We start from the raw sequence: 24,918 nt of genomic DNA, 5'->3' as shown, positions 1-24,918 counted from the left end.
GTCTGACAAGTCGATTACAGGAATAAAGGTTCGATCATGTTGAAAGTCACCAAGGCGGTATTCCCCGTTGCCGGTCTCGGCACGCGGTTCCTCCCGGCAACGAAGGCGAGCCCGAAGGAAATGCTGCCCGTCGTCGACAAGCCGTTGATCCAGTACGCCGTCGAGGAAGCGATCGCCGCGGGCATCACCGAGATGATCTTCGTGACCGGGCGCAGCAAGCGCGCGATCGAGGATCACTTCGACAAGTCGTACGAAGTCGAGGCCGAACTCGAGGCGCGCGGCAAGGAGAAACTGCTCGAACTCGTGCGCAGCATCAAGCCGAGCCACGTCGACTGCTTCTACGTGCGCCAGCCGGAAGCACTCGGCCTCGGCCATGCGGTGCTGTGCGCGGAGAAGCTCGTCGCCGACAACCCGTTCGCGGTGATCCTCGCCGACGACCTGCTCGACGGCAACCCGCCCGTGATGAAGCAGATGGTCGATGTGTTCGACCACTATCACAGCTCGGTGATCGGCGTGGAAGAGATCCCGCCGTCGGAGACGAAGTCGTACGGCATCGTCGACGGCAAGGAATGGGAAGAGTCGATCGTCAAGATGTCGGCGATCGTCGAGAAGCCGGCGCCGGAAGTCGCGCCGTCGAACCTCGGCGTGGTCGGCCGCTACATCCTGAAGCCGCGGATCTTCGAACACCTGCGCGCGCTGAAGCCGGGCGCGGGCGGCGAACTGCAGCTCACCGACGCGATCCAGGCGCTGCTCGCCGATGAACAGGTGCTGGCGTACAAGTACCACGGCACGCGCTACGACTGCGGCAGCAAGCTCGGCTACCTGAAGGCGACGGTCGAATTCGCGCTGCGCCACCCGGAAGTCGGCGCAGAGTTCGACGCGTACCTGCGCACGCGCGGCAACGGGCAACCGGCTGCCTGAACGCGGCACGGGCCGGCCTCGCCTGCGCGGCGGGCCCGCCCTCACCTCACGGCCGGCGCGTCAGCGCGTGGCGGCCGACTTCACCGAGACGACGCTTGGCATTGCGCCCGCGTCGTCTTTTTTCGTCTTCACGAGCCAGCCGTCGCCCTGCTCGAACGGCAGCTTCGCGAGCGCGCTCTTCACGAGCGTCGGCGCGGCCTGCTGCGAGCCCGCATCGCGATCGCGCATCGACGCCGACACGCGATAGACGTCGGCGCCCGACTTCGCGTCGACGAAACGCAGCGTCAGCACGTGGCGGTACACCTTGCCGGCGAACGGCAACGCCAACGGTGCCGGCCCGTCGACGGTCACGCACGCGCTGCTTGCCGCACCGCACTGGTCGGCGGTCGCCGCGACCGACGCCGGCTGCGTCGCGTACGCGATCGACAGCCGGTAGCGCGCGGCCCGGCCTCGCTGCGCGTCGAAGCCGCGATGCGCGAGTTCGTCGCGCACGAGCGTCTCGATCTGCCGGTATTCGGCATCGTCCGCCTGAGCGGCCGTGCGAACGAAATCGTAGTCGCGCGCCCCGGATTCGAACGCGTTCGGCTGCCCGAGCGCGCTCACGCCGGTCGTGACACCGGCGCAACCCGTCAACAGCGCCACCGCCAGCGCGGTCGCTGCCCATTCCTTTCTCATGACTTCCCCCAAATGCCTGCCGTCGTGCCCGGCCCTGTCAGGCGGACGGCTCGTCGATCGCGGGCAGCGACACCGTCACCGCGGTGCCGACACCCACTTCGCTGTCGACCGTCACGCTGCCGCCGTGGCGCGTGACGACCGTCTTCACGAATGCCATGCCGAGCCCCGAGCCCGAAATTTCAGGCCGCTCGCCCGCATGGAATCGCTTGAAACGCTCGAACAGATGCCGTTGATCTTCCGGCGCAATGCCGTACCCCTGATCGCGAATCGTACAGAACATCCGCTTCGACGCATGCTCGACCGTCAGCGTACACGTGATCACCGTGTCGGACGGACTGTATTTGACAGCATTGTTCAGCAAGTTGACGAACGCGCGCGTGATCAGCGAGCGGTCGGCACGCGCCCAGCACATGTCGGTGCCGACGTCGGTCTCGATGCGGATGCGCTTCGCCTGCGCCTGCGGCCAGACTTCGTCGCTCGCGTCGATCAGCACGTCGACGAGGCTGGTCGGTTCGAACTGATATGCCTGCGACTCCGCGCGCGCCAGCTGCACGAACTCGTCGGCGAGCGACAGCGCGCGATGCGCGTACCGCTCGATTCGCGCGAGCAGCCCGCGCATCGCGTCCGTTTCGACGCGATCGCGCTCGATCTCGACGAGCGCGAGGATCGACGACTGCGGCGAGCGCATGTCGTGCGACAGCAGGTGCAGCGCCTCCTCGCGCTGCCGCTCGGCCGCGTGCAGTTCGGTCACGTCGACGAGGCCGGCGATCCAGCCCGTCACGTGGCCCTGCGCATTCGTACACGGGGCGTAGCGTAACAGATGGTCGAGCCCGTCGCGATCGCGCACCTCGATGCCGCGCGCCATCGCTTCGTCTTCGGCCCCGAGCGTCGGGTCGAGCGCGGCCGGCCAGTGTTCGCGAATCGTGACGTCGTGTTCGGCGTTGCCGTCGACGGTCTTCATGAAGGTCAACTCGCCGAGCGCGGCGCGCAGCGGCCGCCCTTCCGGCAGCGGCAGCGCGAGGCGCGCCGCGTAGCGCTTCGCCGCATGGTTCGCGATCAGCACGGTCCCGGCCAGGTCGGTGACGAAGATCGGCTCCGGCATGCTGTCGAGGCTGTCCCACACGAAGCGCTTCATGTCCTGGACGCGCTGCGCGGCTTGCGCCATCAGCGCCATCTGCCGTTCGAGCACGTCGCCGCCGACGCTGCGCGTGCGCGGCGCCTCGGGCAGCAGGTGCGGCTCGTCGGCCAGCCGCTGCAGCTCGCGGCGCAGGTACGACATCGTCATTTCCAGGCGCCGCCAGTTCCAGATCGGGTATACGGCGACCAGCCCGAAGATCGCCGGCGCGGGCGACAGCCACACGCGCGCCTCGAACAGCAGCGCCAGGCTCGCGACGACGGACAGCGCGGCCAGGCTCAGCGTCAGCAGCAGCGCGCGCCACGGCGACAGCATCAGGAAACCGCCCAGCAGCACGGCGAGCGGCAGCAGCGATGCGACGAAGAGCCAGGTACGAGACGCGGGCAGGATCGCGCTTCCGGTGGACAGCATGTCGAGCACGTTCGCATGAATGTACACGCCGGCGAGCGGACCGAAGTCACCCGACACCGGGGTCGCGAAGCGGTCGTAGAGGCCCGATGCGGTCACGCCGACGACAACGATCTTGCCGCGCAGCGCGTCGGGTTTCACGCGCCCTTCGAGCACGTCGTCGAACGACAGCGTCGGATAGGCGGGCGTGTTGCGGCTGAACGGGATCAGATAGCGGCCCTCACCGGTCGCGTCGCGCGACAGGTCGTGCGCATTCGCGCCGGGCACACCGCCGACCGGATGCAGCCGGCCGGCCTGGATCGCACGATAGACGGGCACCATCAGTTGCGGCCAGCGCACGCGTCCGTCGCTTTCGAACAGCGCGACGCTGCGCACGATACCGTCGGGGTCGACTTCGAGATTGATGTGGCCAAGCCCCGTCGTGCGTGCCGACAGCTCGGCCACCGGCGGATCGATGGTGCGCGTGCCGTCCGCATGCTCGGGACTCAGCAAGACAGGCAGAAAGGTCGGCACACGGGTCATGGCGTCCGCGAACGCGCGATCTTCCGGTGACGGCTCCGTAAACAGCACGTCGTAGACGACGGCAGCCGGCTGTGCACGCGCCAGCGTGTCGAGCAGCCGCGCATGCACGCTGCGCGGCCACGGCCAGCGGCCGAGTGCGGACACGCTCTGGTTGTCGATGTCGACGACGACGACATCGGGCGACAACGGCAGGCTGCGCAGCATCAGCAGCCGGTCGTAGATGAGCCCGTCGACGCTCGACGAGAACCGGCCGAACGCGCACGCGAGGATCACCGCGATCCCGAGGCAGCCGATCGCGATCCACTCGATCAGGAAGCGGCGGCCGAGGCGCCGCCGCGGGGAAACGGAGTCGGTTTTCATGCGCCGCGGGTCAGCGCGACAACGTGAACGCGCTGACCGGACTCGTCTTCTGATAGAACTTGCCGCCTTCGAATTCCTCGACCGTCACCGCCCAGTAGTAGTCGCCGGGCGGCAGGTGCGAAACCGTGATCCTGCGCGCCTGCAGGCCCATCTGGTCGACGACCGGCGCGCTCAGGTCCTTCGAGCGCGACAGCACGAACCGATAACGCGCATCCTTGCTCGCGCCATTCGGCGACCAGCGGAACTCATAGCCGTTCGGGCCGGGCGACGCGGTCGCGTCGAGCCCCATCAGGCGCCGCTCGAACGCGTAAATGTGCGGCATGCCTTCGAGGCCGTTGTCGTCGATCGCGGAAATCCGGACGAAGTACGTACCGTTCGGCACCTCGCGGAACACCGCGCGCGACGAGACCGTGCGCGTTTCGCTGAACAGCTCGAGCATGCCCGCGTCGCGCGCGAGTTGCAGGTGATAGGCGTGCGCACGCTCGAGCGGCTCGACGTCGAACGTGAGGTCGGACTCGTCCTGCACCTTGTCGGGATGCATCAGCGCGGGCGCCGGCAGCAGTTGCACGGGCGCGCCGACCGCGCCGGACGACGTCGAGACGCTGCCGAAGTTCGCATGCACGAGCGTCGGGTCGGCCGGCTGCTGCTTGCCCGCGACGCCGACGGTGCCGTCGAGCACCTCGACGCGCGTCGCCGCGTTGCCGGCGGCGTCGTAGTTCACGCGGAACCGCGTGCCGCGCACGCCGGCCACGACCGACGGCGAGCGGATCTGGAAGCGGTCGTCGCGCTTCTTCAGGTGCGTGACCTCGCTGTCGACCGAGCCGCGCGTGAGTTCGAATTCGCGATCGAGCGTGCCGGTCAGCACGGTGCGGCGCAAGGTCTTCAGGTCGAGCTGACTGTCGGGCGGCAGGCTCATGTGCGTGCCGTCGGCCAGTTCAAGCGTCAGGAAGCCGTTCGCGCCCGTGCGCACGCGGTCGCCCTCGGTGAGCGTCGCATCGCTCATGAGCGGCGCGTAAGCGGCGCCGGACGCGCGCTCGGCCGTGCCCTGCACGGCGACGACGCGCGCGGTCAGCTTTTCCTTGCGCAGGCGCGCGACGGGCAGCTTCAGCGCGATGCCCGTCTGCAGGTGCTTCGGCGCGGGCACGCCGTTGATCTGTTGCAGGAGTTGCCAGTCGTCCGGACCCTGCAGGTAGCGCGCGGCGACGTCGTACAGCGTGTCGCCGGCATGCGTGCGGTAGACGACCGTCTTGCCCACGGCAGCGGGCGGCTGCGCGACGGCCTGCTGTGCCGCGAACGCGAACGCGACCGCGACCGCGCACGCCGCGTGCAGTGCCGCCGTGCGCAAGCGCGCCGCGCGCTGCGTGATTCGCTGGGTCACTCCGGTTCTCCTTGGCCGACCCGCTCGAGCCGGTAGCCGTAGCCGTAGATCGGCGCGAGGCGATAGCCGTTTTCCGGCCGCAGGCCGAGCTTCGTACGCAGCATCGAAATGTGCGTGTCCATCGTGCGCGACGGAATGTCGGTCGCCTGCTTCCACACGAGATCGAGAATGTGCGCGCGCGACAGCGGCCGGTCGAGATGCTGGAACAGCAGCAGCGCGAGCTCGAATTCCTTCTGCGTGAGGCTCACGGCCTTGTCGCCGACATACGCCTGCTTCAGGTTCACGTCGAAGCGGAACTGGTCGAACTCGCGAACGGTCGCCTCCGCGTTGACCGGATACGCGCGGCGCAGCAGCGAGCCGATGCGCGCGCGCAGGATCGGGCCCGACACGGGCTTGACCACGTAATCGTCGGCGCCGGCGTTGAGGATCTGCGTGATCCCCGCCTCGTCGTCGCGGCTCGTCATGAAGATGATCGGCAGGCTGTGCTCGGTCTGGTTCGCACGCACCCACTTGAGCACTTCCTCGCCGGACATGTCCGGCACATTCCAGTCGAGCACGAGCAGATCGAACGTCTCGCGCTGCAGACGCTTCTTCAGGGCCTTGCCTTCCTTGAACGCATAGCATGTGTGGCCAGCGGCCGTCAGCGTTTGACTGACGAAATCCGTCTGGGCCGGATCGTCATCCAGTACAGCAATTCTCATAGCACCCCGCAAATCGAAATCGATTCGTCCAGTTCAGCTCACCCCGCGCAGCACGTGCACGGCCGCCGACGCCGGCCAGCGAGCCGTCGTTTGCCGAGCGCGCAACCTGCGCGACACGGCACCCCGGCAAAATATCTCGAAAACGGGGCACGGACGAACCGGCGATTTCACCATAGTAGTATGAAATTCGCCAAGAAATTGCGCGAACTACGGTCCTTTATTCGAATAATCCTTCTCGTCGCGCGAGCGCGCGCCTAGTCAGGGCCCGCCTGGCCGGCCACCGGCTCGGCCAGATCGTCGGTCGACAGGCACCGCAGCCGCTCGACCGGGAGATCTTCCGGCTGCCGCAGCACGGGCTGCCGCAGAATCCGCTGCAGCTGGCGGCGCACGCGCTCCCACGCCGGCGCCGCGTAGTCGGGCTGGCTCGCCGCCAACGTCTGCGCGAGATCGAACACGCGCTCGATCGTTGCGCCGCAATACGTGAGACCCGCGCCGTCGTCCTGCGCGGCGCCGCGCAGCCTTTCGTCGAGCGATTCGGCCAGCCACGGCATCTCGGCCGCCGCCGAATCGGCATAGGCCTCCAGCGCGGCGCGCGCGTGGCGATCCTGTTGCGGGTCGAGCTCGATCCGGCTCAACCCCGCCGCGCGTGCGGGCGCGATGCATTCCGCTGCGGACGGACTTCGAATGGTCCCTGGTCTGAAGGACATGTCCTTTCCCCGTTTGTACGACGGTAGTGTCAGGCATGGCCCCCGTGCCAGCCTCATATGACATACCGTGGCCGGCGCATCGATCCGAGACGGACGACCGGCCGGGTCAGTATACGCAGCCGGCCGTGTGACGAGGTTTAAGAATTGTCAGAGGTGTCAGAGGCGCGGCCACGCCGCAACGAGCGCTGCCCGTGCGGGTGCCGCAAGCGGCGCGTGATGCGGACCGTCAGCGGCGGCGCATCAGGAATACGAACGTCTTGTCCTGGGTCGTCACTTCGACGATCTCGTTGCCCGTCTGCTTCGCGAACGCGGCGAAATCGCGCTGCGAGCCCGGATCGGTGGCGAGCACCTTGAGGATCTGCCCACTCTCCATATCGGCGAGCGCTTTCTTGGCGCGCAGGATCGGCAACGGGCAATTGAGCCCGCGCGCATCCACTTCCTTGTGAATCTGCATCAGTTGTCGACCTTCGAATGACGCGCCACACGGGCGCGGGAGGAAGCGGCGATTTTACCGCAGCGCGGCCCCCGCTGCCCGGGTGGCCGGGGTCCGGCCATGCCACGCGGCGCGCCAGCCCTCGCCCGTCAGGCGCCCGTGAATCCGCCCGCGAGCCGCTCGCGCAGGTGCCGCACGAGCGCGCGCACCGCGCTCGGCACGACCGGGCTGTACGGCCGGATCGCGAAGATGTGGTCGCCGAACGCGCCCGACGGTCGCCAGCCGTCGAGCAGCGCGACGAGCCGGCCGGCGTCGAGATCGCGCCGCGCGCTGAAATCCGGCAGCAACGCGATGCCGAGCCCGCCGAGCGCAGCCTCGCGCATCGCCTCGCTGTTGTTCGCCGCAAAGCTGCCGCGCACGGGCACGCTCACGCGCTGGCGCCGGCGGCCGTCCGGCTCGAAGCTCCAGGCCGCCGGTTCGTTGTCGCGCAGGTAGCACAGGCAGCTGTGGTCGACGAGTTCGCTCGGGTGGCGCGGCGTGCCGCGCGCGTCGAGGTAGTCCCGGCTCGCGACGAGCAACGAACGCGTGTCGCACAGCTTCCACGCGACGTGGGTTTGCGGCGCGATCGTCGTATGGCGGATCGCGAGGTCGAAACCCTCCTGCGTCAGCGAATGCAGCCGGTCCGACAGGTCGAGTTCGATATGCACGCCCGGATGCTGCCGCAGGAAATCGGGCAAGTGCGGCACGACCTGCTGGCGCCCCAGCGCGACGGGCACCGTCACGCGCAGCAGCCCGCGCGGTTCGCCGGCGAGGTCCTTCACGCGCGCGAAGTGCTGGCCGATCGATTCGAACGCATCGCGCGTGCTGTCGACCAGCGTCTGCCCCGCGTCGGTGAGCCGCACGCTGCGCGTCGTGCGCCGCACCAGCGGCACGCCGGCCGCCTTCTCGAGATCGGCGATGCGCTGGCTCATCGCGGCCTTGCTGATGCCGAGCCGCTGCGCGGCGGCCGTGAAACTGCCTGCCGCCGCCAGCACGGTCAGCGAATGGATATGCGGCCAGAGCGCCTGGACATTTTGCTGATTCATTCGCCGATTATTCAGACTTCTGAACAGTGAATCAAGCTGCGCGGCCTTCTCCCGCCCCGCCGCTTTGCCTAGACTAGGTTCCGTCCACCCCCATCCTCTGGAGACACGATGAACCCGGTTCCCGCCTACTCGTCCGACGCCGACGTCGGCCACTATGTCGACGGCGCGCCCGTTGCCGGCCGCAGCGGCCGCTTCCAGGACGTCCTCAATCCGGCGCTCGGCCGCGCGGTGCGCCGCGTCGCGCTCGCCGGCGACGACGAGGTGCAGCAGGCCGTCGCGTCCGCCCACGCCGCGTTCCCCGCCTGGGCCGAGACGCCGCCGATCCGCCGAGCACGCGTGCTGCACCGCTTCCTGCAATTGATGAATGAACACCGCGACGCGCTCGCGGCGATCATCACGGCCGAGCACGGCAAGGTGTTCTCCGACGCGCAGGGCGAAGTCGCGCGCGGCATCGACATCATCGAATTCGCGTGCGGCGTGCCGCAGCTTCTGAAGGGCGACTTCACCGATCAGGTCAGCACCGGCATCGACAACTGGACGATGCGCCAGCCGCTCGGCGTTGTCGCCGGGATCACGCCGTTCAACTTCCCCTGCATGGTGCCGTGCTGGATGTTCCCGGTCGCGCTCGCGACGGGCAACACGTTCGTGCTGAAGCCGAGCGAGCGCGACCCGTCGGCGGCGCTGTTCATGGCCGACCTGCTGACGCAGGCCGGCCTGCCCGCCGGCGTGTTCAACGTCGTGCAGGGCGACAAGGGCGCGGTCGACGCGCTGCTCGACCATCCGGATGTGCAAGCCGTCAGCTTCGTCGGCTCGACGCCGATCGCGGCCTACGTGCAGCAGCGTGCGGTGCAGTCGGGCAAGCGCGTGCAGGCGCTCGGCGGCGCGAAGAACCACCTCGTCGTGATGCCCGACGCGAACATCGAGCAGGCGGTCGACGCGCTGATCGGCGCCGCGTACGGCTCGGCGGGCGAACGCTGCATGGCGATCAGCATCGCGGTGCTGGTCGGCGACGTGGCCGACAAGATCGTGCCGGCGGTCGCCGAGCGCGCGCGCAAGCTGGTGATCGGCGACGGGATGTCGCCGGAAGTCGAGATGGGTCCGATCGTCACCGGCGAAGCGCTGAAGCGCATCGAGGGCTATATCGAGCAAGGCGTGAGCGAAGGCGCGCAACTGGTGGTCGACGGGCGCGGGCTGCGCGTGCCGGGCCGCGAGGCAGGCTTCTTCACCGGCGGCACGCTGTTCGATCATGTGACGCCCGACATGCGCATCTACAAGGAAGAAATCTTCGGGCCCGTGCTCGGCTGCGTGCGCGTGAAGGACTTCGGCGAAGCGGTCAACCTGATCAACGCGCACGAGTTCGGCAACGGCGTGTCGTGCTTCACGAGCGACGGCGGCATCGCGCGCGAATTCGCGCGGCGCATCCAGGTCGGCATGGTCGGCATCAACGTGCCGATCCCGGTGCCGATGGCATGGCACGGCTTCGGCGGCTGGAAGAAGAGCCTGTTCGGCGACATGCACGCATACGGCGAGGAAGGCGTGCGCTTCTACACGCGCCAGAAGTCGGTGATGCAGCGCTGGTCGTCGAGCATCGGCAAGGGTGCCGAGTTCGCGATGCCGACCGCGAAGTAAGCGCGATGGGTATGCCGCCCGCCGGATGTGCCCGGGGCGGCAGGCATGCGGAAGGCCGGCGTCAGCCGGCCTTCGTGCCGTGCGCGCCGTCGGCGGTCGGCAGGTACGAAAGCTCGAGCCGGTATGCGAGCGCCACGAACAGGCTCTGCGCGAGGCCCATCGTCGCGGTCAGCGCACGGAACCCGAACGTCGCGCTGTCCTGCACCATCAGCGTCACCTCGGCATCCCGCGCCAGCGGGCTCATCCGGCTGTCGGTGATCGCGATCAGGCGCGCGCCGCGTTGCACGGCCTGCTGTGCGACCTGCACGGTCTCCTCCGCATAGGGCATGAACGAGATCACGATCATCACGTCGCCCTCGCGCACCGACCGGATCTGCCCGAGATGCATGCTGCCGAGCGCGCTGAACAGGCCGATGCGCTTGTCGGTGTGCTGCAGCGCGTAGTCGAGATAGACGGCGATCGGAAACGCGCGGCGCGAGCCGGCGATCCAGATTGCCTGCGTGTTGGCGAGCAGGTCGACGGCCTGCGCAAGCGCCTGCGGGTCGAGCGTCTGCCGCAACTGCTGCATCCCGGCAATGCTGCCCTTGATGAATTCGTCGGCGATCTGCTCGGGCTGCAGGCTCGACGAGCCCGATTCGATCACGTCGCGCAATCGCAGGTTGTACGCGCGGCCCGGCGCGATCTGCTGGGCCAGGCCCTCGCGGAACAATCGCTGCATCTCGGAGAAGCCGGAAAAGCCGAAATGCTTCGCGAAGCGCACGACGGCCGACGGCTGGACCCCGCACGCCTCCGCGAGCGACTGGATGCCTTCCAGGCCAAGCTGATCCCGATTCGTTTCCACGTGGCGCGCGATCACCTTCAGGCGATTGCTGAGGCCGTCGTACTCCTGCGTCAGATGCTGCAGGAACTGCTCGACGGTGGCGGGAGGTTTCTCGGATGAACTCATCGGGTAGCGCGAAATTGACGGCCCCGATGCGCGCGCGATACCGACGCACGCCGCCCGGGACTCACCTGTACACATGCATGAAGGGCGAATTTAATCACGTTTGCGGCACGGACCGCGCCGCACGCTCGCTCCCACGCGCTCGATCATCACCTGCACACGCTCCACGGCTTGGCTGGAAACGATTTTCCAACGTGCTTGCCCCGGCGTAAAGACTAGGGCGTTCACCGACGCCGGCATCGGCATCGGCCCCCCATCGCTCAACGATAGTCGACCCACACGCCGCCCGCATCGGCGGACCGCACGCAGTTCTCGACCCATCGCACGCCCTCGACACCCGCGCGGACGTCCGGAAAACGGATGCCCTCCAACGCCTTTCCGTCGCCGCGATCGGCGGCGTCCATCGCGAACGCGAAGCGCGCATACAGGTTCGACCACGCTTCGAACAGCCCTTCCGGATGCCCGGCGCCGATGCGATCCTCGCGCAATGCCTGCGGATGCAGGTACCCCATCCCGCGATCGAGCACCTGCGCTGGCTGCCCCTGGATTTCGTAGCGCAACTGGTTCGGATGCTCGTCCCACCATTCGACGCTCGCCTTCGACCCGATCACGCGCACCTTCTGTCCGTGCATCGAGCCCGCGTTCACCGCGCTCGACCAGACGTAGCCGACCGCGCCGGTGTCGTATTCCATGATCGTGAACGCGTTGTCCTCGAGCGGTGCGCGGCTCTTCACGAAGCTCTGCCTCGAACACATCAGCCGCTTGATCTTCAGTTCCGGCGCCATCACTTCCGAGATGTACAGCGGATGCGTGCCGATGTCGCCGAGCACGTAGCTCGGGCCCGCGAACTTCGGGTCGACGCGCCAGCGTGCGGCCGAGCTCGCGGCCTCGACGCCCTCGCTGTGGAAGCCGTGCGCGAACTGCATCTGCACGATGCGGATCTCGCCGAGATCGCCGCGCGCGATCATCTCGCGCGCCTGCTCGATCATCTGGTGTCCGGAATAGCCGTACGCGACGCCGACGATGCGATTCTTCTCGACCGACAGCCGCTGCAGCGTCTCGGCCTCGTCGGTCGTGAAGCACAGCGGCTTCTCGCAGACAACGTGCAGCCCCGCGTTCAGCGCGGCGCGGCAGATCTCGAAGTGCGTGTTGTTCGGCGTTGCGATCGACACCGCGCGGATGCCGTCGGCGCGCTTCGCCTCGGCTTCGAACATCGTCCGGTAGTCGGAATAGCAGCGTTGCGCGTCGACACCGAGCTTCACGCCGAATTGCCGGCCGCGCTCGGCATCGACGTCGAACGCGCCGGCGACCAGTTGGAAACTGCCGTCGCGCAATGCGGCCGATCGGTGGCTGTAGCCGATCTGGCTGCCGAGGCCGCCGCCGACCATGCCCCAGGGAATCGAATGCCCGAGCAGAATCTGTCCGTCGATCATGATTGTCGTGTTCCTGTCCGTTTCCAGGTGTTCAGTGTGTGTGCGAAGGTCGAGCCGCCGGTCGTTCACGCGAACCCGGCTGACGCGGGAAACACGCGGCTCGCCGCGACGTCGCGCAGGTTCGTGCCGGCGTTGCGCGGATCGCGTTCCTGTTCGATCGCGATGTATTCCGCATAGCCGAAGTCGTCCAGCGCGCGGCCGCGAGCGTGGCCGCGCGACCCGATATCAGCCTGTCAGCCGCGATAGAAAGCCGGGCGTTCGGCTAGTGCGATCGGCTCGACCGCCCCGCTCTTTTGCGCGCGCACGCAGGCGTCGGCCGCGACCGCGGCCGCATAGCCGTCCCAAGCGGACGGCCCGGTCAGCGCGCCCTGCCGCACGCCGTCGATGAAGGCCTGCAGTTCGACGTCGTATGACGCGATGAAGCGCTCCTTCCAGTCGGTCATGATCTCGACCGACTGCCGTGCCGCATGCTTGAGCCCGACGGCCGGCGGATCGGGCAGCTTCGCGATGCCGTTCTCGCCGACCACCTCACACTGGATGTCGTAGCCGTACTGGCAGTTCACGAAGATCTCGACGTCGATGCGCACGCCGCTCGCGGTTTCGAGCAGCACGATCTGCGGATCGGCGAGATGCGCGCCAGCATGGCGCGTCTTCTTCGGGTAGACGACCTGCGCGCTCGCGTAGTCCTCGCCAAGCAGCCAGCGCAGCACGTCGAGCTCGTGGATCAGCGTGTCGGTGATCGCCATGTCGGTCGTGTAGCGCTCGCCGACCGACTGGTTGCGGTGCGCGCAATGCAGCATCAGCGGCGCGCCGATCTCGCCGCTGTCGATCACGCGCTTGAGCGCACGATAGCCTTCATCGTACGGACGCATGAAACCGACCTGCGCGAGCCGGCGGCCGTGCGCGACCTCGGCCTCGACGATCCGCATGCAGCCTTCGGCCGTGACGGCGAGCGGCTTCTCACAGAACACGGGCTTGCCGTGCGCGATCGCGTCGAGCACGAACGCCTCGTGCGTCGGCCCCCACGACGTGACGAGCACGGCCTGCACGTCGGCGGCCGCGACCACTTCGTGGCCGTCGCCGTAGATTTCCGCATCGAGCCCGTACTTCGTCACCGCATCGCGCGCCTGCTGCGGATCGATGTCGTTGACGGCCACCACGCGCGCGCCGGACAGCGTGCGCGTGAGCCTGCGGATATGGTCCTGGCCGATCGCGCCGCAGCCGATCACGCCGATGTGCAAGGTCATCCGGATATCTCCTGTCTTTCGTTCATCAGCGGCGCGACCCGTGCCGCGCCGGTCAGTCATGTGTCAACGTGCCGCCGCACCCTTGAAATGGCGATCGACGCAGCGCCGGATCGTGTCGCGCATGTAGCGCGACGATGCTTCCGCGCGGTTCCCCCATGCGAATACGCACGACGACGTCACACCGTCGAAGCCGGCCGCGCCGAGCACGCGGATCTGCTTCGAGCCGGCCGTTTTCAGGTTCGGTCGCAGCGGGTCAGCGGCGCGACTTCTTGTTGCGATACTGGTCGGCGATCACGGCCGCGACGATGATCGCGCCCTTGACCATCTCCTGGTAATACGCGTCGATCCGGATGAACGTGAAGCCCGACGTCATCACGCCGAGGATCAGCACGCCGATCACGGTGCCCGTCACGCGGCCGAGACCGCCCGACAGCGACGTGCCGCCGATCACGACGGCCGCGATCGCGTCGAGCTCGTACATCACGCCCATGCCCGACTGGCCGGAGATCGCACGCGCGGCCGTCACGGTGCCGGCGATCCCGCTCAAGAGGCCCGCGATCGCATAGACGAACACCAGGTGACGCGTGACGTTGATGCCCGACACGACGGCCGCGTGACGGTTCGCGCCGATCGCGTACGTGTACTTGCCGAAGCGCGTGTAGCGCAGCACGACGTGAAAGATCGCGGCCACCACGACGAAGATGATGACCGGGTTCGCCCCCGCGCCGATCGCCGCGAACTGGTCGGTCAGCATCGACACCGGCATCCCGTTGGTGAACCACTTCGCGAAGCCGCGCGCGGCAACCATCGTGCCGAGCGTCGCGATGAACGGCGGGATTCCCGTCAGCGCGATCAGCGAGCCGTTCAGGAGGCCGACCAGCAGGCCGACGCACACGCCGGCCAGCACCGGCCAGATGATCGGCAGGTCGGTCAGGTGCGGGAACACCGCGCGCGGAAAATCGGATACCTGTGCGAGACTGGCCGACACGACGGCCGCCGCCGCGACGACCGACCCCGACGACAGGTCGATCCCGCTGGTGATGATCACGAGGTTCACGCCGACCGCGATGATGCCGATCACGGCCATCTGCAACACGATGATCTCGAGCCGCTCCGCGTTGAACAGGAAGCTCTGGCCGACGACGAGCCAGCCGATCACCTCGAAGAACAGGCTGATGCCCACCAGCACCAGGAAGATGCTCAGTTCGGGCGGCCACTTCGCGTGCCGCGTCTTGATCGTCATGGACTGCGCGTCCGCGACCGGATTCAGGTTGCCCATTTCAGTTGTCTCCATGCTTGTTGCGGCTCAGCGCGAGGCCAGGTCCATGATGCGGACCTGGTCGGCGTCCTTGCGCTCGACGATGCCGGTCATCCGGCCTTCGTGCATCACCATCACGCGGTCGCTCATGCCGAGCACTTCCGGCATTTCCGACGAGATCATCAGAACCGCGACGCCCTTGCTGGCGAGCGCGCTGACGAGCCGGTGGATCTCGGCCTTCGCGCCGACGTCGATCCCGCGCGTCGGCTCGTCGAGGATCAGGATGCGCGGTTGCGTCAGCAACCACCGGCCGATCAGCACCTTCTGCTGGTTGCCGCCCGACAGGTTCTGGATTTCCTCGTGCAGCCCCGGCGTCTTTACGCGCAACATCCGGCTCATTTCCTCGCAGTCGCGCTTCAACTGCGCCTGCCGCACGAAATTGAACTTCACGTAGCGATGGCTGAGCACCGCCGCTTCCATGTTCGCGAGCAGGTCGAGATTCAGGAAGCAGCCGGTGTCCTTGCGGTCCTCGGTGAGGAACGCCATCCCGTGCTTCATCGCCTGCGCGGGCGTGGAAATGCGCACCGGCTTGCCGTCGATCCGGATCTCGCCGGTGGTCGCAGGCACGACGCCGAACAGCGCCTCCGCGACGTTCGAGCGCCCCGACCCGACGAGGCCCGCCACACCGAGGATCTCGCCCGCGCGCAGCTCGAAGCTGACGTCGCGGAACACGCCGTCGACGCCGAGGTTCTTCACGGCCAGCACGACGTCGCCGATCGGCACCTCCTCCTTCGGAAACATCTGCGTGATCTCGCGGCCGACCATCATCCGGATGATGTCGTCGCGCGTGACGTCGGTCGACGCATGCGTGCCGATGTACTTGCCGTCGCGGAACACCGAGAACTCGTCGGCGATCTCGAACAGCTCGTTCATCTTGTGCGTGATGTAGACGATGCCCTTGCCCTGCTCGCGCAGCTGGCGAATGATCCGGAACAGGTGCGTGACCTCCTTGTCGGTCAGCGCGGAAGTCGGCTCGTCCATGATCAGCACGTCGGAGTCGAACGACACGGCCTTCGCGATCTCGACCATCTGGCGGCTCGCGACCGTCAGCGTGCGCACGTCGGCTTCAGGGTCGATGTCGATCGACAGCCGCTCGAACAGCGCGGCGGTGCGGCGGCGCAGCTCGGCGTGATCGATCAGGCCGAAGCGGTTCTTCGGTTCGCGGCGGATCCAGATGTTCTCCGCGACCGTCATGTACGGCATCAGGTTGAGTTCCTGGTGGATCATCGCGATCCCGCGATCGAGCGCGTCGAGCGGGCCACTCAGCACGACCGGCTCGCCGTTGATCAGGATCTCGCCCTGGTCGGGCGTGTAGACGCCCGCGATGATCTTCATCAGCGTCGACTTGCCGGCGCCGTTCTCGCCCATCAGCGCATGCACCGTGCCGCGGCGCACGCGGAACTGCACGCCGTCGAGCGCGACGACGCCGGGAAACGACTTGCCGACGCCGCGCACCTCCAGCAGGCAATCGTCGACGGGCGCAGCGGACGAACCCGATGCGGCGAACGAGGCGGCCGGCGCGCTTTCGCTGGCCATCGAGCGCGCCATCCTGGCTGTAAACATGGACGTTCCTCGAAAGTCACACACGAACCCGGACGCGCCGGGCCCGCGCAATTCAGCGGAAAAACCGGTCAGTGCTTCGCGTACTGGTTCATGTTCTCGGGCGTGACGAGCTCGAACGGCACGTTCACGTAGCGGTCGACCGGCTGCTTCTTCGCGAGCTTCAGCGCGGTCGCGACGGCCTGCGCACCCTGCCCGGCCGCGTTCTGGTACACGGACACCTTCAGGTCGCCGCTCTTCATCGCCGCGAGCCCGTCCGGCGTTGCATCGATGCCCGCGACGACCGTCTTCGGCGTCAGCTTGCGCGCGGCCTTCAGCGCGTTGATCGCGCCGATCGCCATTTCGTCGTTGTTCGACACGATTGCGTCGAACTTCGTCCCGGAGCTCAGCCAGTTCATCGTGATGTCCTGGCCCTGCGTGCGGCTCCACTTGCCTTCGCGCTTGTCGACGATCTTCATGCCGGAACAGTCCTTGGTCGCGATCACGTCCTCGATGTCCTTCGTGCGCGCCCGTGCCGATTCGTTGGACAGCTCGCCCATCAGCACGAGGATGTCGCCCTTGCCGCCGAGCAGCTTGCACACCTGGCGCGCCTGCAGCGTGCCGGACTGTTTCTCGTCGGACGCGACCACCGCGACGCCGGCCGGCAGCTTGTCGAAATCGACCGGCTTGCGGTTCACGTAGACGAGCGGAATCTTCGCGGCGGTCACCATCTTCGTGATCTTCGGCGTCGCGTCGGTGTCGACCGCATTCACGATGATCGCGTCGACCTTCTGCGCGATCATGTTCTGGACCTGGCTCAACTGCTTGCCGACGTCGTTGCCGCCGTCCTCGATCTGCACCGTCGCGCCGTCCTTCTTCGCCGAATCGGCGATGCTGTTGCGCAGGATCGTCAGGAACGTGTCGTCGAACGATGCCATCGTCACGCCGATCTTCTCGGCATGCGCGAGCGGCATGGCCAGGATCGCGGCGGCCGCGGCGGCCATCAGCTTGGTCTTCATGATCACTCTGTCTCCTCATCTCCGGGGGCGGAAAACGGCGCGTTGCGCGCCGCCGGGCCGAGTCCGATAACGGACTGAAGCATCCGGATGAAACTGTAGATCACTTCCTCGACGATTTGGAAATTTATTTCTACGTGATTTCACCTAGGGAACTGAATTTCCAAAAAGCCTAGACTCCGTTCCGTAGCCCGAGTCGTTGCGGCAGGCGCATGTCGCGCCGCGTCGCGACATGCGACGAAGATCCGTCGCTGGATCGGTCCCCAATCCGCCGGCATCGTCGAACGCCGGCCGCGAGCGTGATACGTGATATGAGCCCGTTGAACTTTCCGACTGACCGTCCCATCGACCTCGCCTGCCTCGGCCGCGTCGCCGTGGACCTTTACGCGCAACAGTACGGCAGCCGCCTGGAAGACGCGCGCAGCTTCCAGATGTATCTCGGCGGCTCGTCGGGCAACGTCGCGTTCGGCGTCGCCCGGCTCGGGCTGAAGACCGCGATGATCTCGCGCGTCGGCGACGAGCAGATGGGCCGCTTCGTGCGCGAGACGCTCGAGCGCGAAGGCTGCGACACGAGCCAGCTGCAGACGGATCCGGAACGGCTGACCGCGCTGGTGCTGCTCGGTCTGAAGGATCGCGACACGTTCCCGCTGCTGTTCGTACGCGAGAACTGCGCGGACATGGCCGTGCGCGCCGACGAGATCCGCGAGGACTTCATCGCCGGTTGCCGCGCGCTGGCGATCACGGGCACCCATCTGTCGACGCCGGGCACGCGCGAGGCGTCGCTGACCGCGCTCGGCTACGCACGCCGCCACGGCGTCGTGCGGATCCTCGACATCGATTACCGGCCGGTGCTGTGGGGGCTGACCGCGCGCGGCGCGGGCGAGAACCGTTACGTGCCGGACGCGCAGGTCACGCGGCAGCTGCAGCAGGTGCTCGGCGAATTCGATCTGCTGGTCGGCACCGAGGAAGAATTCCTGATCGCGGGCGGCGTGCCGCACGACCTGATCGCTTCGCTGCAGGCCGTGCGTCGCGCGAGCGGCGCGGCGCTGGTGGTCAAGCGCGGTGCGCTCGGCTGCTGCGTGATCGAGGGCGACATCCCCGCACGCATCGAGGATGCGCCGACCTTCCATGGCGAACGCGTCGAAGTGCTGAACGTGCTCGGCGCAGGCGACGCGTTCCTGTCGGGCCTGCTGTCCGGGCTGCTGCGCGGGCGCGACTGGGCCGAATCGACGCGCATCGCGAATGCGTGCGGCGCGATCGTCGTGTCGCGCCACGCGTGTTCGGCCGCGATGCCGACGCCGGCCGAGCTCGCACACTGGTTCGGCGGCAGCCGCAATCCGCGGGTGGACGCCGATCGCACGCTCGCGCACCTGCATCGCGTGACGGTGCCGCGCCGCGAATGGGACGACCTGTGCGTGATGGCGTTCGACCATCGCAGCCAGTTCTACGAACTCGCGGTGCAGGCCGGTGCGGACGAAGCGCGGATCAAGACGCTGAAGCAACTGCTCGTGCGTGCGGTGGAGAAGGTCGAGCGCGATCGCCATATCGAAGGCCAGGTCGGCGTGCTGATCGACGGCGGCGGCTACGGCAGCGACGCGCTGGCCTCGGCCACCGGGCGCGGCTGGTGGGTCGGCCGCCCGGTCGAGCTGCCGGGCTCGCGGCCGCTGCGTTTCGACGAAACGCGCTCGGTCGGCTCGTCGCTCACGCACTGGCCGACCGAACAGGTCGTGAAGTGCCTCGTTCACTATCATCCCGACGACGCCGTCGACCTGCGCGTCGAACAGGAGCAGCGCGTGCTGGAACTGTGGGAAGCCACGCGTGCCAGCGGCAACGAGCTGCTGCTGGAAATGATTCCGCCGCGCGCGGTCACGCCGGCCGGCACCGAGGACGACGCGGTGCTGCGCACGATCGCGCGCTTCTACAACCTCGGCGTGAAGCCCGAATGGTGGAAGCTCACGCCGCTGAGCGCCGACGGCTGGACGCGGCTCGCCGCGCTGATCGCGGAGCGCGACCCGTACTGCCGCGGCGCCGTGATCCTCGGGCTGAACCAGCCGCTGCAATATCTCGTCGACAGCTTCCGCTCGGCGACCAACCCGATCGTCAAGGGCTTTATGGTCGGGCGCACGCTGTGGGCCGACGCGTCGCTGAACTGGTTCGCCGGCCGGATCGACGACCAGGCGCTGATCGACGAAGTGGCCGGCAATTTCGCGCAGCTGGTCGACGCCTGGCTCGGCCGCCGAGCCGCCCCGCGCGCCGCGGCAGCAGCCTGATGCAGATGTCCGTGACGACCACCCGACTCCTCTTGATCGACAGACGATGACCACCACCGTGAGACTGACCGTCAGCCAGGCGCTCGTGCGCTACCTGGCCGCCCTGCGCGCCGAAATCGTCCAGCCGGACGGCCGCACCGAGATCCTGCCGTACTGCGGCGGCGTCTTCGCGATCTTCGGGCACGGCAACGTGGCCGGGCTCGGCGAAGCGCTGCACGCCGAAAAGGACCGGCTGCCGACGTTCCGCGCGCACAACGAGCAAGGCATGGCCAACGCGGCCGTCGCGTTCGCGAAAGCGAATTTCCGTCAGCGGATGATGGCCGCGACATCGAGCATCGGCCCCGGCGCGACCAACATGCTGACGTCGGCCGCGCTCGCGCACGTCGGCCGGCTGCCGCTGTTGCTGCTGCCCGGCGACGTGTTCGTGTCGCGGTTGCCCGACCCGGTGCTGCAGCAGGTCGAGGATTTCGAACAGGGCGACGTCAGCGCGAACGACTGCTTCCGGCCGGTGACGCGCTACTTCGACCGGATCACGTCGCCCGAGCAGCTGCTCGTCGCGCTGCCGCGCGCGATCCAGGTGATGACCGACCCCGCGCAATGCGGCCCGGTGTGCCTCGCGCTGCCGCAGGACGTGCAGACCTTCGCATACGACTGGCCGGAGGACTTCTTCGCGCCGCCGGTGATCCGGATGCGCCGGCCGCCGGCCGACGCGCTCGAACTCGCCGACGCGCTCGACGTGCTGAAGGCCGCGAAGAAGCCGCTGATCGTCGCCGGCGGCGGCGTGCTGTACAGCCAGGCATGGGACGCGCTGCGCACGTTCGCCGACACGCACGGCGTGCCGGTCGCCGAATCGCAGGCCGGCAAGGGCAGCCTCGCGTGGGACCACCCGCTGAACCTCGGCGCGATCGGCGTGACGGGCTCGCCTGCCGCGAACCGCGCGGCCGCACAGGCCGACGTGGTGTTCGCGGTCGGCACGCGGCTGCAGGATTTCACGACCGGCTCGCACGCGCTGTTCGGCAACGCGACGCTGCTGAGCCTGAACGTGCAGCCGTTCGACGCGGGCAAGAAACGCGCCCGGCAATTGATCGCCGACGCGCGCACCGGCCTCGGCCAGCTGTCGGCCGCGCTCGCCGGCTGGCAGGCGGATGCGGCGTGGACCGCCGCGAACCGCGACCAGGCCGCCGCATGGAACGCGCGCGTGACCGAGCTAACCACGCGCGTGCCGAAGGGCACGCTGCCGTACGACGCGGAAGTGATCGGTGCGGTGCGCGACTCCGCGGCCGACGCGGGGCATGACAGCGCGCGCGACGATCTCGTCGTGTGCGCGGCCGGCACGCTGCCGGCCGAGCTGCACAAGCTGTGGCGCAGCGGCATGCCGGGCAACTATCACATGGACTACGCGTACTCGTGCATGGGCTACGAGATCGCGGGCGGCCTCGGCGCGAAGCTCGCGCGGCCCGAGCGCGAAGTGATCGTGATCGTCGGCGACGGCTCGTACATGATGCTCAACGCGGAGCTCGCGACGTCCGTGATGCTCGGCCGCAAGATCATCGTCGTGATCCTCGACAACCGCGGCTACGGCTGCATCGAGCGGCTGCAACTGAACTGCGGCGGCGCGAGCTTCAACAACATGCTCGACGACTGCGTGCCCGAGGGCGGCGAACGCTCGACGATCGACTTCGCGATGCATGCGCGCGCGATGGGCGCCGAAGCCGTGCACGTGCGCGACGTCGGCGAGCTGCGCGGCGAAATGAAGCGTGCGCGCGCGGCGAAGACGAGCCAGGTCATCGTGATCGACACGACGCACGAGCGCACGACCGCGGACGGCGGCGCCTGGTGGGAAGTCGCGGTGCCGCAAGTGTCCGCGCGCGCCGGCGTCGCCGATGCGCATCGCGCGTATCTCGACGCGAAGACCCGGCAGCGGCGCTGACACGCTTTCCGTTTCAATCCGCCGCCCCGCGACAACAACCTTCGAACCAAGGAAGCAAGACATGAGCTGGAACGTTCGCATCGGTATCAATCCCCTGTCGTGGATGAACGACGACTTGCCGTCGCTCGGCGGCGAGACACCGCTCGAGACGGCGCTGAAGGAAGGCGCCGAAATCGGCTATGCGGGCTTCGAGCTTGGCAACAAGTTTCCGAAGACGGGCCCCGAGCTGAAGGCGAAGCTCGCGGAATTCGGGCTCGTATGCGTGTCGGGTTGGTATTCGGGCTTCCTCGCGGAGGTTGAACCGGGCATGAGCGACGCCGATGCGGTCGCCGCCGAAATCGAGCGCTGCCGCGCGCACATGACGAAGCTGCAGTTCAACGACGTGAAGGTCGCGGTGTACGGCGAATGCGCGGGCACGATCCAGGGCCGCATCGACACGCCGGTCGCGAAGCGTCCGCGTTTCGTCGACGATGAAGCCTGGCGACGCTATGCGGCACGCCTCGACGCATTCGGCGCGCACCTGCTCGAGACCTACGGGATCAGGCTCGCCTACCATCACCACATGGGCGCTTACGTCGAATCGCCCGCCGACGTCGACCGGCTGATGGCGCTGACCGATCCGGCGAAGGTATTCCTGCTGTTCGACACCGGTCACGCGTATTTCGGCGGCGCGGCCGATCCCGTCGCACTGCTGAAGAAACACGTGTCGCGCGTCGTGCACGTGCACTGCAAGGACGTGCGGCCGCAGGTCGTCACGCAGGCGCGCAACGGCGGCTGGAGCTTCCTGAACGGCGTGATCAACGGCACCTTCACGGTGCCGGGCGACGGCGCGCTCGATTACGAAGCGACGCTTCGCACGCTGAAGGACGCCGGCTACGAAGGCTGGCTCGTGGTCGAGGCCGAGCAGGACCCGGCCGTCGCGCCGAGCTATCAGTATGCGAAGAAGGGCTACGAATCGCTGCGCGCGATCGTCGACCGGTTGAGCGCGTAAGCCCTGTCACCCCGCTGTCACCCCATTGCGGAGCCCCGTTCCATGACGATTTCTCCCCTGCTGGTCAAAGCATCCGCCGACCGCGAAATCTGCAACGTGACGCCCGAGTCGGCCGGCTGGAAACATGTCGGCTTTCGCGCGCTGCGCCTGAAGGCCGGCGACACCGAAACGCTCGATACCGGCGCGCGCGAACTGTGCGTCGTCGTGCTCACCGGTACGCTGCGCGCGCAAGTCGACGGCGAGACGTACGATGCGCTCGGCAAGCGCGACAGCGTGTTCGAGGAAGTGTCGCCGGACGCGCTGTACGTGCCGGGCGGCAAGACCGTCACGCTGGTCGCGACGCGCGATGCGGAAGTCGCGCTGTGCACCGCGCCTTACGCGAACGGCGACAAGCGCGTGCAGCGCCTCGACGGCGAACGGATGCGGCGCGCGGTGCGCGGGCACGGCACCAACACGCGCTACGTGTGCGACATCCTGATGGGCGACAATCCGGCCGCCGACCGGCTGCTCGTCGTCGAAGTGATCACGCCCGCGAGCCACTCGAGCAGCTATCCGCCGCACAAGCACGATCGCGACGCGGCGCCGGACGAGACGTCGCTCGAGGAAACCTATTACCACCGGATCGATCCGCCGCAGGGTTTCGCGTTTCAGCGCGTGTACACGGACGACCGCAGCCTCGACGAGGCGTGCGCGGTCGAGAACCACGACGTGGTGCTGGTGCCGCGCGGCTATCACCCGGTGGTCGCGCCGCATGGCTACAACCTGTACTACCTGAACGTGATGGCCGGGCCGAGCCGCGCGTGGGCATTCAAGAACGACCCCGCGCACGAATGGATGCTCGACGCGGCACCCGGGCGCTGACGCATCGATGCGCTGAACGATCGACGGCCGGCGCGCGAGACGCAGGATGAAAACGCGTGCGTGAGCCGCATTTGCGACGACACGGAGTTGCCATGGCGACCACCTTCCCCCGCTTCGCACCCGCGCCCTTCTGCGACACCGCGTCGACTCCGATGCTGTCGCACTTCGATGCCGACGTCGCGCGCCGGCTCGGCGACATCGCCGTCAATCTCGCGGCGCGCCGCGGGCTGCCGATCGCGGTCGGCATCGTCGGTGAAACCGCGCCGCTGTTCTATTGCGCGCTGGACGGCAGCCGCGCCAACGACAGCGACGCGATCCGCCGACGACAGAACACGGTGTTCCGTTTCGGCGTCAGTTCGTTCGAGGTCGGCGCACGCTTTCGCCGCGCCGGCTGGTCGTTGCAGTCGCAGGGATTGTCGGACGCCGACTATGCGCTCGATGGCGGCGGCGTGCCGTTGCGGCTTGCCGGCGGCGGTATGGTCGGCGCGATGACCATCGCAGGGCTCGACGACGCACGCGATCACGCACTCGTGATCGAGAGCCTGCGCTGGCATGTCGGCGCGAACGCGCTCGCGATGATCGCGTAGCCGTGCGCGCCGACTCGCGCGATCAGTGCAGCCCGCCGCTCGCGACGAGGTGCTCGCCAGTCAGCCAGCGGGAGTCGTCCGATGCGAGGAACACGGCGACCGACGCGATGTCGTCCGGCTCGCCGAGGCGGCCGAGCGGCGTCTCGCTGCGCACCTGCTTCTCGAGATCCGACCCGATGATGCCCGAGCTGTGCGTGCCTTCGGTCACGATCATGCCCGGGTTGATCGCGTTCACGCGGATCTTGCGCGCGCCAAGCTCGAGCGCGAGCACGCCGGTGATCGCGTCGACGGCGCCCTTGGTGCCGCTGTACACGGCGCTCGCGGGCGGCGTGATGCTCGTCACGACCGAGCTGATGTTGATGATGCTCGCGCCTTCGCCGAGATGCTTGACGGCGGCCTGCGTCGTCAGCAGCACGCCGAACACGTTCGTGTCGAACTGCCGGCGGTAGTGCTCTTCGGTGATCGCCTCGATCGGCGCGAACTCGTAGACGCCGGAGTTGTTGACCAGCACGTCGAGACGGCCATAGTTTTCGATAGCGGCATCGACGATGCGCTGCGCGTCCGCTGCCTTCGACACGTCGCCGCCCACCGCGACCGCACGGCCGCCCGCTTCGACGATCGCGCTCACGACGGCGTCGGCACCGGCCTTGCTGCTCGCGTAGTTCACGACGACCGACGCGCCTTCGGCGGCCAGCGCCTTCGCGATCGCGGCGCCGATTCCCTTGGACCCGCCCGTGACGATCGCTACCTTGCCTGTCAGCTTGCTCATGATTTCATTCCTCAGTCGGAAGACATTCGATGGATGAGAACCGGCTACCGCGTGCACGGC

21 protein-coding genes and 2 pseudogenes are annotated in these 24,918 nt (G+C 67.8%); 7 read left to right on the top strand and 16 right to left on the bottom strand.

Annotated features, from left to right (window positions below; genetic code table 11):
* Positions 1 to 36: 36 nt before the first annotated feature.
* Positions 37 to 921, top strand: a complete 885-nt coding sequence (gene galU / locus WS75_RS17950) for a UTP--glucose-1-phosphate uridylyltransferase GalU (RefSeq protein WP_059681735.1) — start codon at positions 37 to 39, stop codon at positions 919 to 921.
* 60 nt (positions 922 to 981) lie between these two features.
* Here the strand turns inward: galU and WS75_RS17945 are convergent, their stop codons facing one another.
* The 7 genes from WS75_RS17945 to WS75_RS17915 all read right to left on the bottom strand — a co-directional run bounded on the left by WS75_RS17945 (position 982) and on the right by WS75_RS17915 (position 8,325).
* The gene (locus WS75_RS17945; RefSeq protein ID WP_059681734.1) at positions 982 to 1,596 is read right to left on the bottom strand and encodes a DUF4136 domain-containing protein; all 615 of its coding nucleotides are present in this window, start codon (positions 1,594 to 1,596) and stop codon (positions 982 to 984) included.
* A 37-nt stretch (positions 1,597 to 1,633) separates the two neighbouring features.
* Positions 1,634 to 4,021, bottom strand: coding sequence for a CHASE2 domain-containing protein (locus WS75_RS17940; protein ID WP_059681733.1), 2,388 nt, complete (start codon positions 4,019 to 4,021; stop codon positions 1,634 to 1,636).
* A 10-nt stretch (positions 4,022 to 4,031) separates the two neighbouring features.
* Positions 4,032 to 5,399 carry a FecR family protein gene (locus tag WS75_RS17935; protein WP_059681732.1) on the bottom strand — a complete coding sequence of 456 codons (1,368 nt, stop codon included), beginning with the start codon at positions 5,397 to 5,399 and terminating at the stop codon, positions 4,032 to 4,034.
* On the bottom strand, positions 5,396 to 6,100 hold the full coding sequence (locus tag WS75_RS17930) for a response regulator transcription factor (RefSeq protein WP_006402120.1): 705 nt from the start codon (positions 6,098 to 6,100) through the stop codon (positions 5,396 to 5,398). The genes WS75_RS17935 and WS75_RS17930 overlap by 4 nt, the downstream gene beginning before the upstream one ends.
* Before the next feature lie 254 nt (positions 6,101 to 6,354).
* The gene (locus WS75_RS17925) at positions 6,355 to 6,807 is read right to left on the bottom strand and encodes a hypothetical protein (RefSeq protein WP_059681731.1); all 453 of its coding nucleotides are present in this window, start codon (positions 6,805 to 6,807) and stop codon (positions 6,355 to 6,357) included.
* A 226-nt stretch (positions 6,808 to 7,033) separates the two neighbouring features.
* Positions 7,034 to 7,261 carry a sulfurtransferase TusA family protein gene (locus WS75_RS17920; protein ID WP_006753156.1) on the bottom strand — a complete coding sequence of 76 codons (228 nt, stop codon included), beginning with the start codon at positions 7,259 to 7,261 and terminating at the stop codon, positions 7,034 to 7,036.
* Between the two features lie 128 nt (positions 7,262 to 7,389).
* Positions 7,390 to 8,325: a LysR family transcriptional regulator gene (locus WS75_RS17915; RefSeq protein WP_059606543.1), complete on the bottom strand. Its 936-nt coding sequence runs from the start codon at positions 8,323 to 8,325 to the stop codon at positions 7,390 to 7,392.
* Between the two features lie 108 nt (positions 8,326 to 8,433).
* Between WS75_RS17915 and WS75_RS17910 the strand changes: the two genes are divergently transcribed.
* Positions 8,434 to 9,954 (top strand): CoA-acylating methylmalonate-semialdehyde dehydrogenase, encoded by a 1,521-nt coding sequence (locus tag WS75_RS17910; protein WP_059681730.1) that lies wholly within the window; start codon positions 8,434 to 8,436, stop codon positions 9,952 to 9,954.
* A 61-nt stretch (positions 9,955 to 10,015) separates the two neighbouring features.
* On the opposite strand, the gene WS75_RS17905 is transcribed toward WS75_RS17910, so the two are convergent.
* The 8 genes and pseudogenes from WS75_RS17905 to WS75_RS17880 form a co-directional block, all read right to left on the bottom strand.
* Positions 10,016 to 10,900, bottom strand: coding sequence for a MurR/RpiR family transcriptional regulator (locus WS75_RS17905; protein WP_059681729.1), 885 nt, complete (start codon positions 10,898 to 10,900; stop codon positions 10,016 to 10,018).
* A gap of 257 nt (positions 10,901 to 11,157) precedes the next feature.
* Complete coding sequence (locus WS75_RS17900) at positions 11,158 to 12,330, bottom strand: Gfo/Idh/MocA family protein (protein WP_059681728.1); 1,173 nt, start codon at positions 12,328 to 12,330, stop codon at positions 11,158 to 11,160.
* Between the two features lie 65 nt (positions 12,331 to 12,395).
* Positions 12,396 to 12,527: pseudogene (locus WS75_RS33660) on the bottom strand (AP endonuclease); the annotation flags it as partial.
* A gap of 36 nt (positions 12,528 to 12,563) precedes the next feature.
* The gene (locus WS75_RS17895) at positions 12,564 to 13,577 is read right to left on the bottom strand and encodes a Gfo/Idh/MocA family oxidoreductase (RefSeq protein ID WP_059681727.1); all 1,014 of its coding nucleotides are present in this window, start codon (positions 13,575 to 13,577) and stop codon (positions 12,564 to 12,566) included.
* A 63-nt stretch (positions 13,578 to 13,640) separates the two neighbouring features.
* Positions 13,641 to 13,787, bottom strand: a pseudogene (locus WS75_RS33655) (sugar phosphate isomerase/epimerase); the annotation flags it as partial.
* A 43-nt stretch (positions 13,788 to 13,830) separates the two neighbouring features.
* On the bottom strand, positions 13,831 to 14,856 hold the full coding sequence (locus tag WS75_RS17890; RefSeq protein ID WP_014722872.1) for an ABC transporter permease: 1,026 nt from the start codon (positions 14,854 to 14,856) through the stop codon (positions 13,831 to 13,833).
* A 27-nt stretch (positions 14,857 to 14,883) separates the two neighbouring features.
* Entirely contained in the window at positions 14,884 to 16,458 is a 1,575-nt protein-coding gene (locus WS75_RS17885) for a sugar ABC transporter ATP-binding protein (protein WP_059681726.1), read from the bottom strand.
* A 68-nt stretch (positions 16,459 to 16,526) separates the two neighbouring features.
* Positions 16,527 to 17,453, bottom strand: a complete 927-nt coding sequence (locus tag WS75_RS17880) for a sugar ABC transporter substrate-binding protein (RefSeq protein ID WP_059681725.1) — start codon at positions 17,451 to 17,453, stop codon at positions 16,527 to 16,529.
* Positions 17,454 to 17,761: 308 nt separating this feature from the next.
* Here WS75_RS17880 and WS75_RS17875 point away from each other — a divergent pair, with 308 nt between their 5' ends.
* From WS75_RS17875 to WS75_RS17855, 5 genes are all read left to right on the top strand, one after another.
* On the top strand, positions 17,762 to 19,720 hold the full coding sequence (locus tag WS75_RS17875) for a bifunctional 5-dehydro-2-deoxygluconokinase/5-dehydro-2-deoxyphosphogluconate aldolase (RefSeq protein WP_059681724.1): 1,959 nt from the start codon (positions 17,762 to 17,764) through the stop codon (positions 19,718 to 19,720).
* A 46-nt stretch (positions 19,721 to 19,766) separates the two neighbouring features.
* Entirely contained in the window at positions 19,767 to 21,650 is a 1,884-nt protein-coding gene (gene iolD / locus WS75_RS17870) for a 3D-(3,5/4)-trihydroxycyclohexane-1,2-dione acylhydrolase (decyclizing) (RefSeq protein ID WP_059681723.1), read from the top strand.
* 61 nt (positions 21,651 to 21,711) lie between these two features.
* Positions 21,712 to 22,641: a myo-inosose-2 dehydratase gene (iolE, locus tag WS75_RS17865; RefSeq protein WP_059681722.1), complete on the top strand. Its 930-nt coding sequence runs from the start codon at positions 21,712 to 21,714 to the stop codon at positions 22,639 to 22,641.
* A gap of 42 nt (positions 22,642 to 22,683) precedes the next feature.
* A complete protein-coding gene (gene iolB / locus WS75_RS17860) occupies positions 22,684 to 23,502 on the top strand; it encodes a 5-deoxy-glucuronate isomerase (protein ID WP_059681721.1) in 819 nt (272 codons plus the stop codon).
* A 92-nt stretch (positions 23,503 to 23,594) separates the two neighbouring features.
* Complete coding sequence (locus WS75_RS17855) at positions 23,595 to 24,089, top strand: heme-degrading domain-containing protein (protein ID WP_059681720.1); 495 nt, start codon at positions 23,595 to 23,597, stop codon at positions 24,087 to 24,089.
* Between the two features lie 22 nt (positions 24,090 to 24,111).
* Here the strand turns inward: WS75_RS17855 and WS75_RS17850 are convergent, their stop codons facing one another.
* The gene (locus tag WS75_RS17850; protein WP_059681719.1) at positions 24,112 to 24,858 is read right to left on the bottom strand and encodes a glucose 1-dehydrogenase; all 747 of its coding nucleotides are present in this window, start codon (positions 24,856 to 24,858) and stop codon (positions 24,112 to 24,114) included.
* Between the last annotated feature and the right edge of the window lie 60 nt (positions 24,859 to 24,918).

The organism is Burkholderia sp. FL-7-2-10-S1-D7, from assembly GCF_001524185.1.
Lineage (GTDB): Bacteria > Pseudomonadota > Gammaproteobacteria > Burkholderiales > Burkholderiaceae > Burkholderia > Burkholderia diffusa.
The sequence above is the reverse complement of the archived record's forward strand: the minus strand, read 5'-3'. Positions and strand labels throughout refer to the sequence as shown.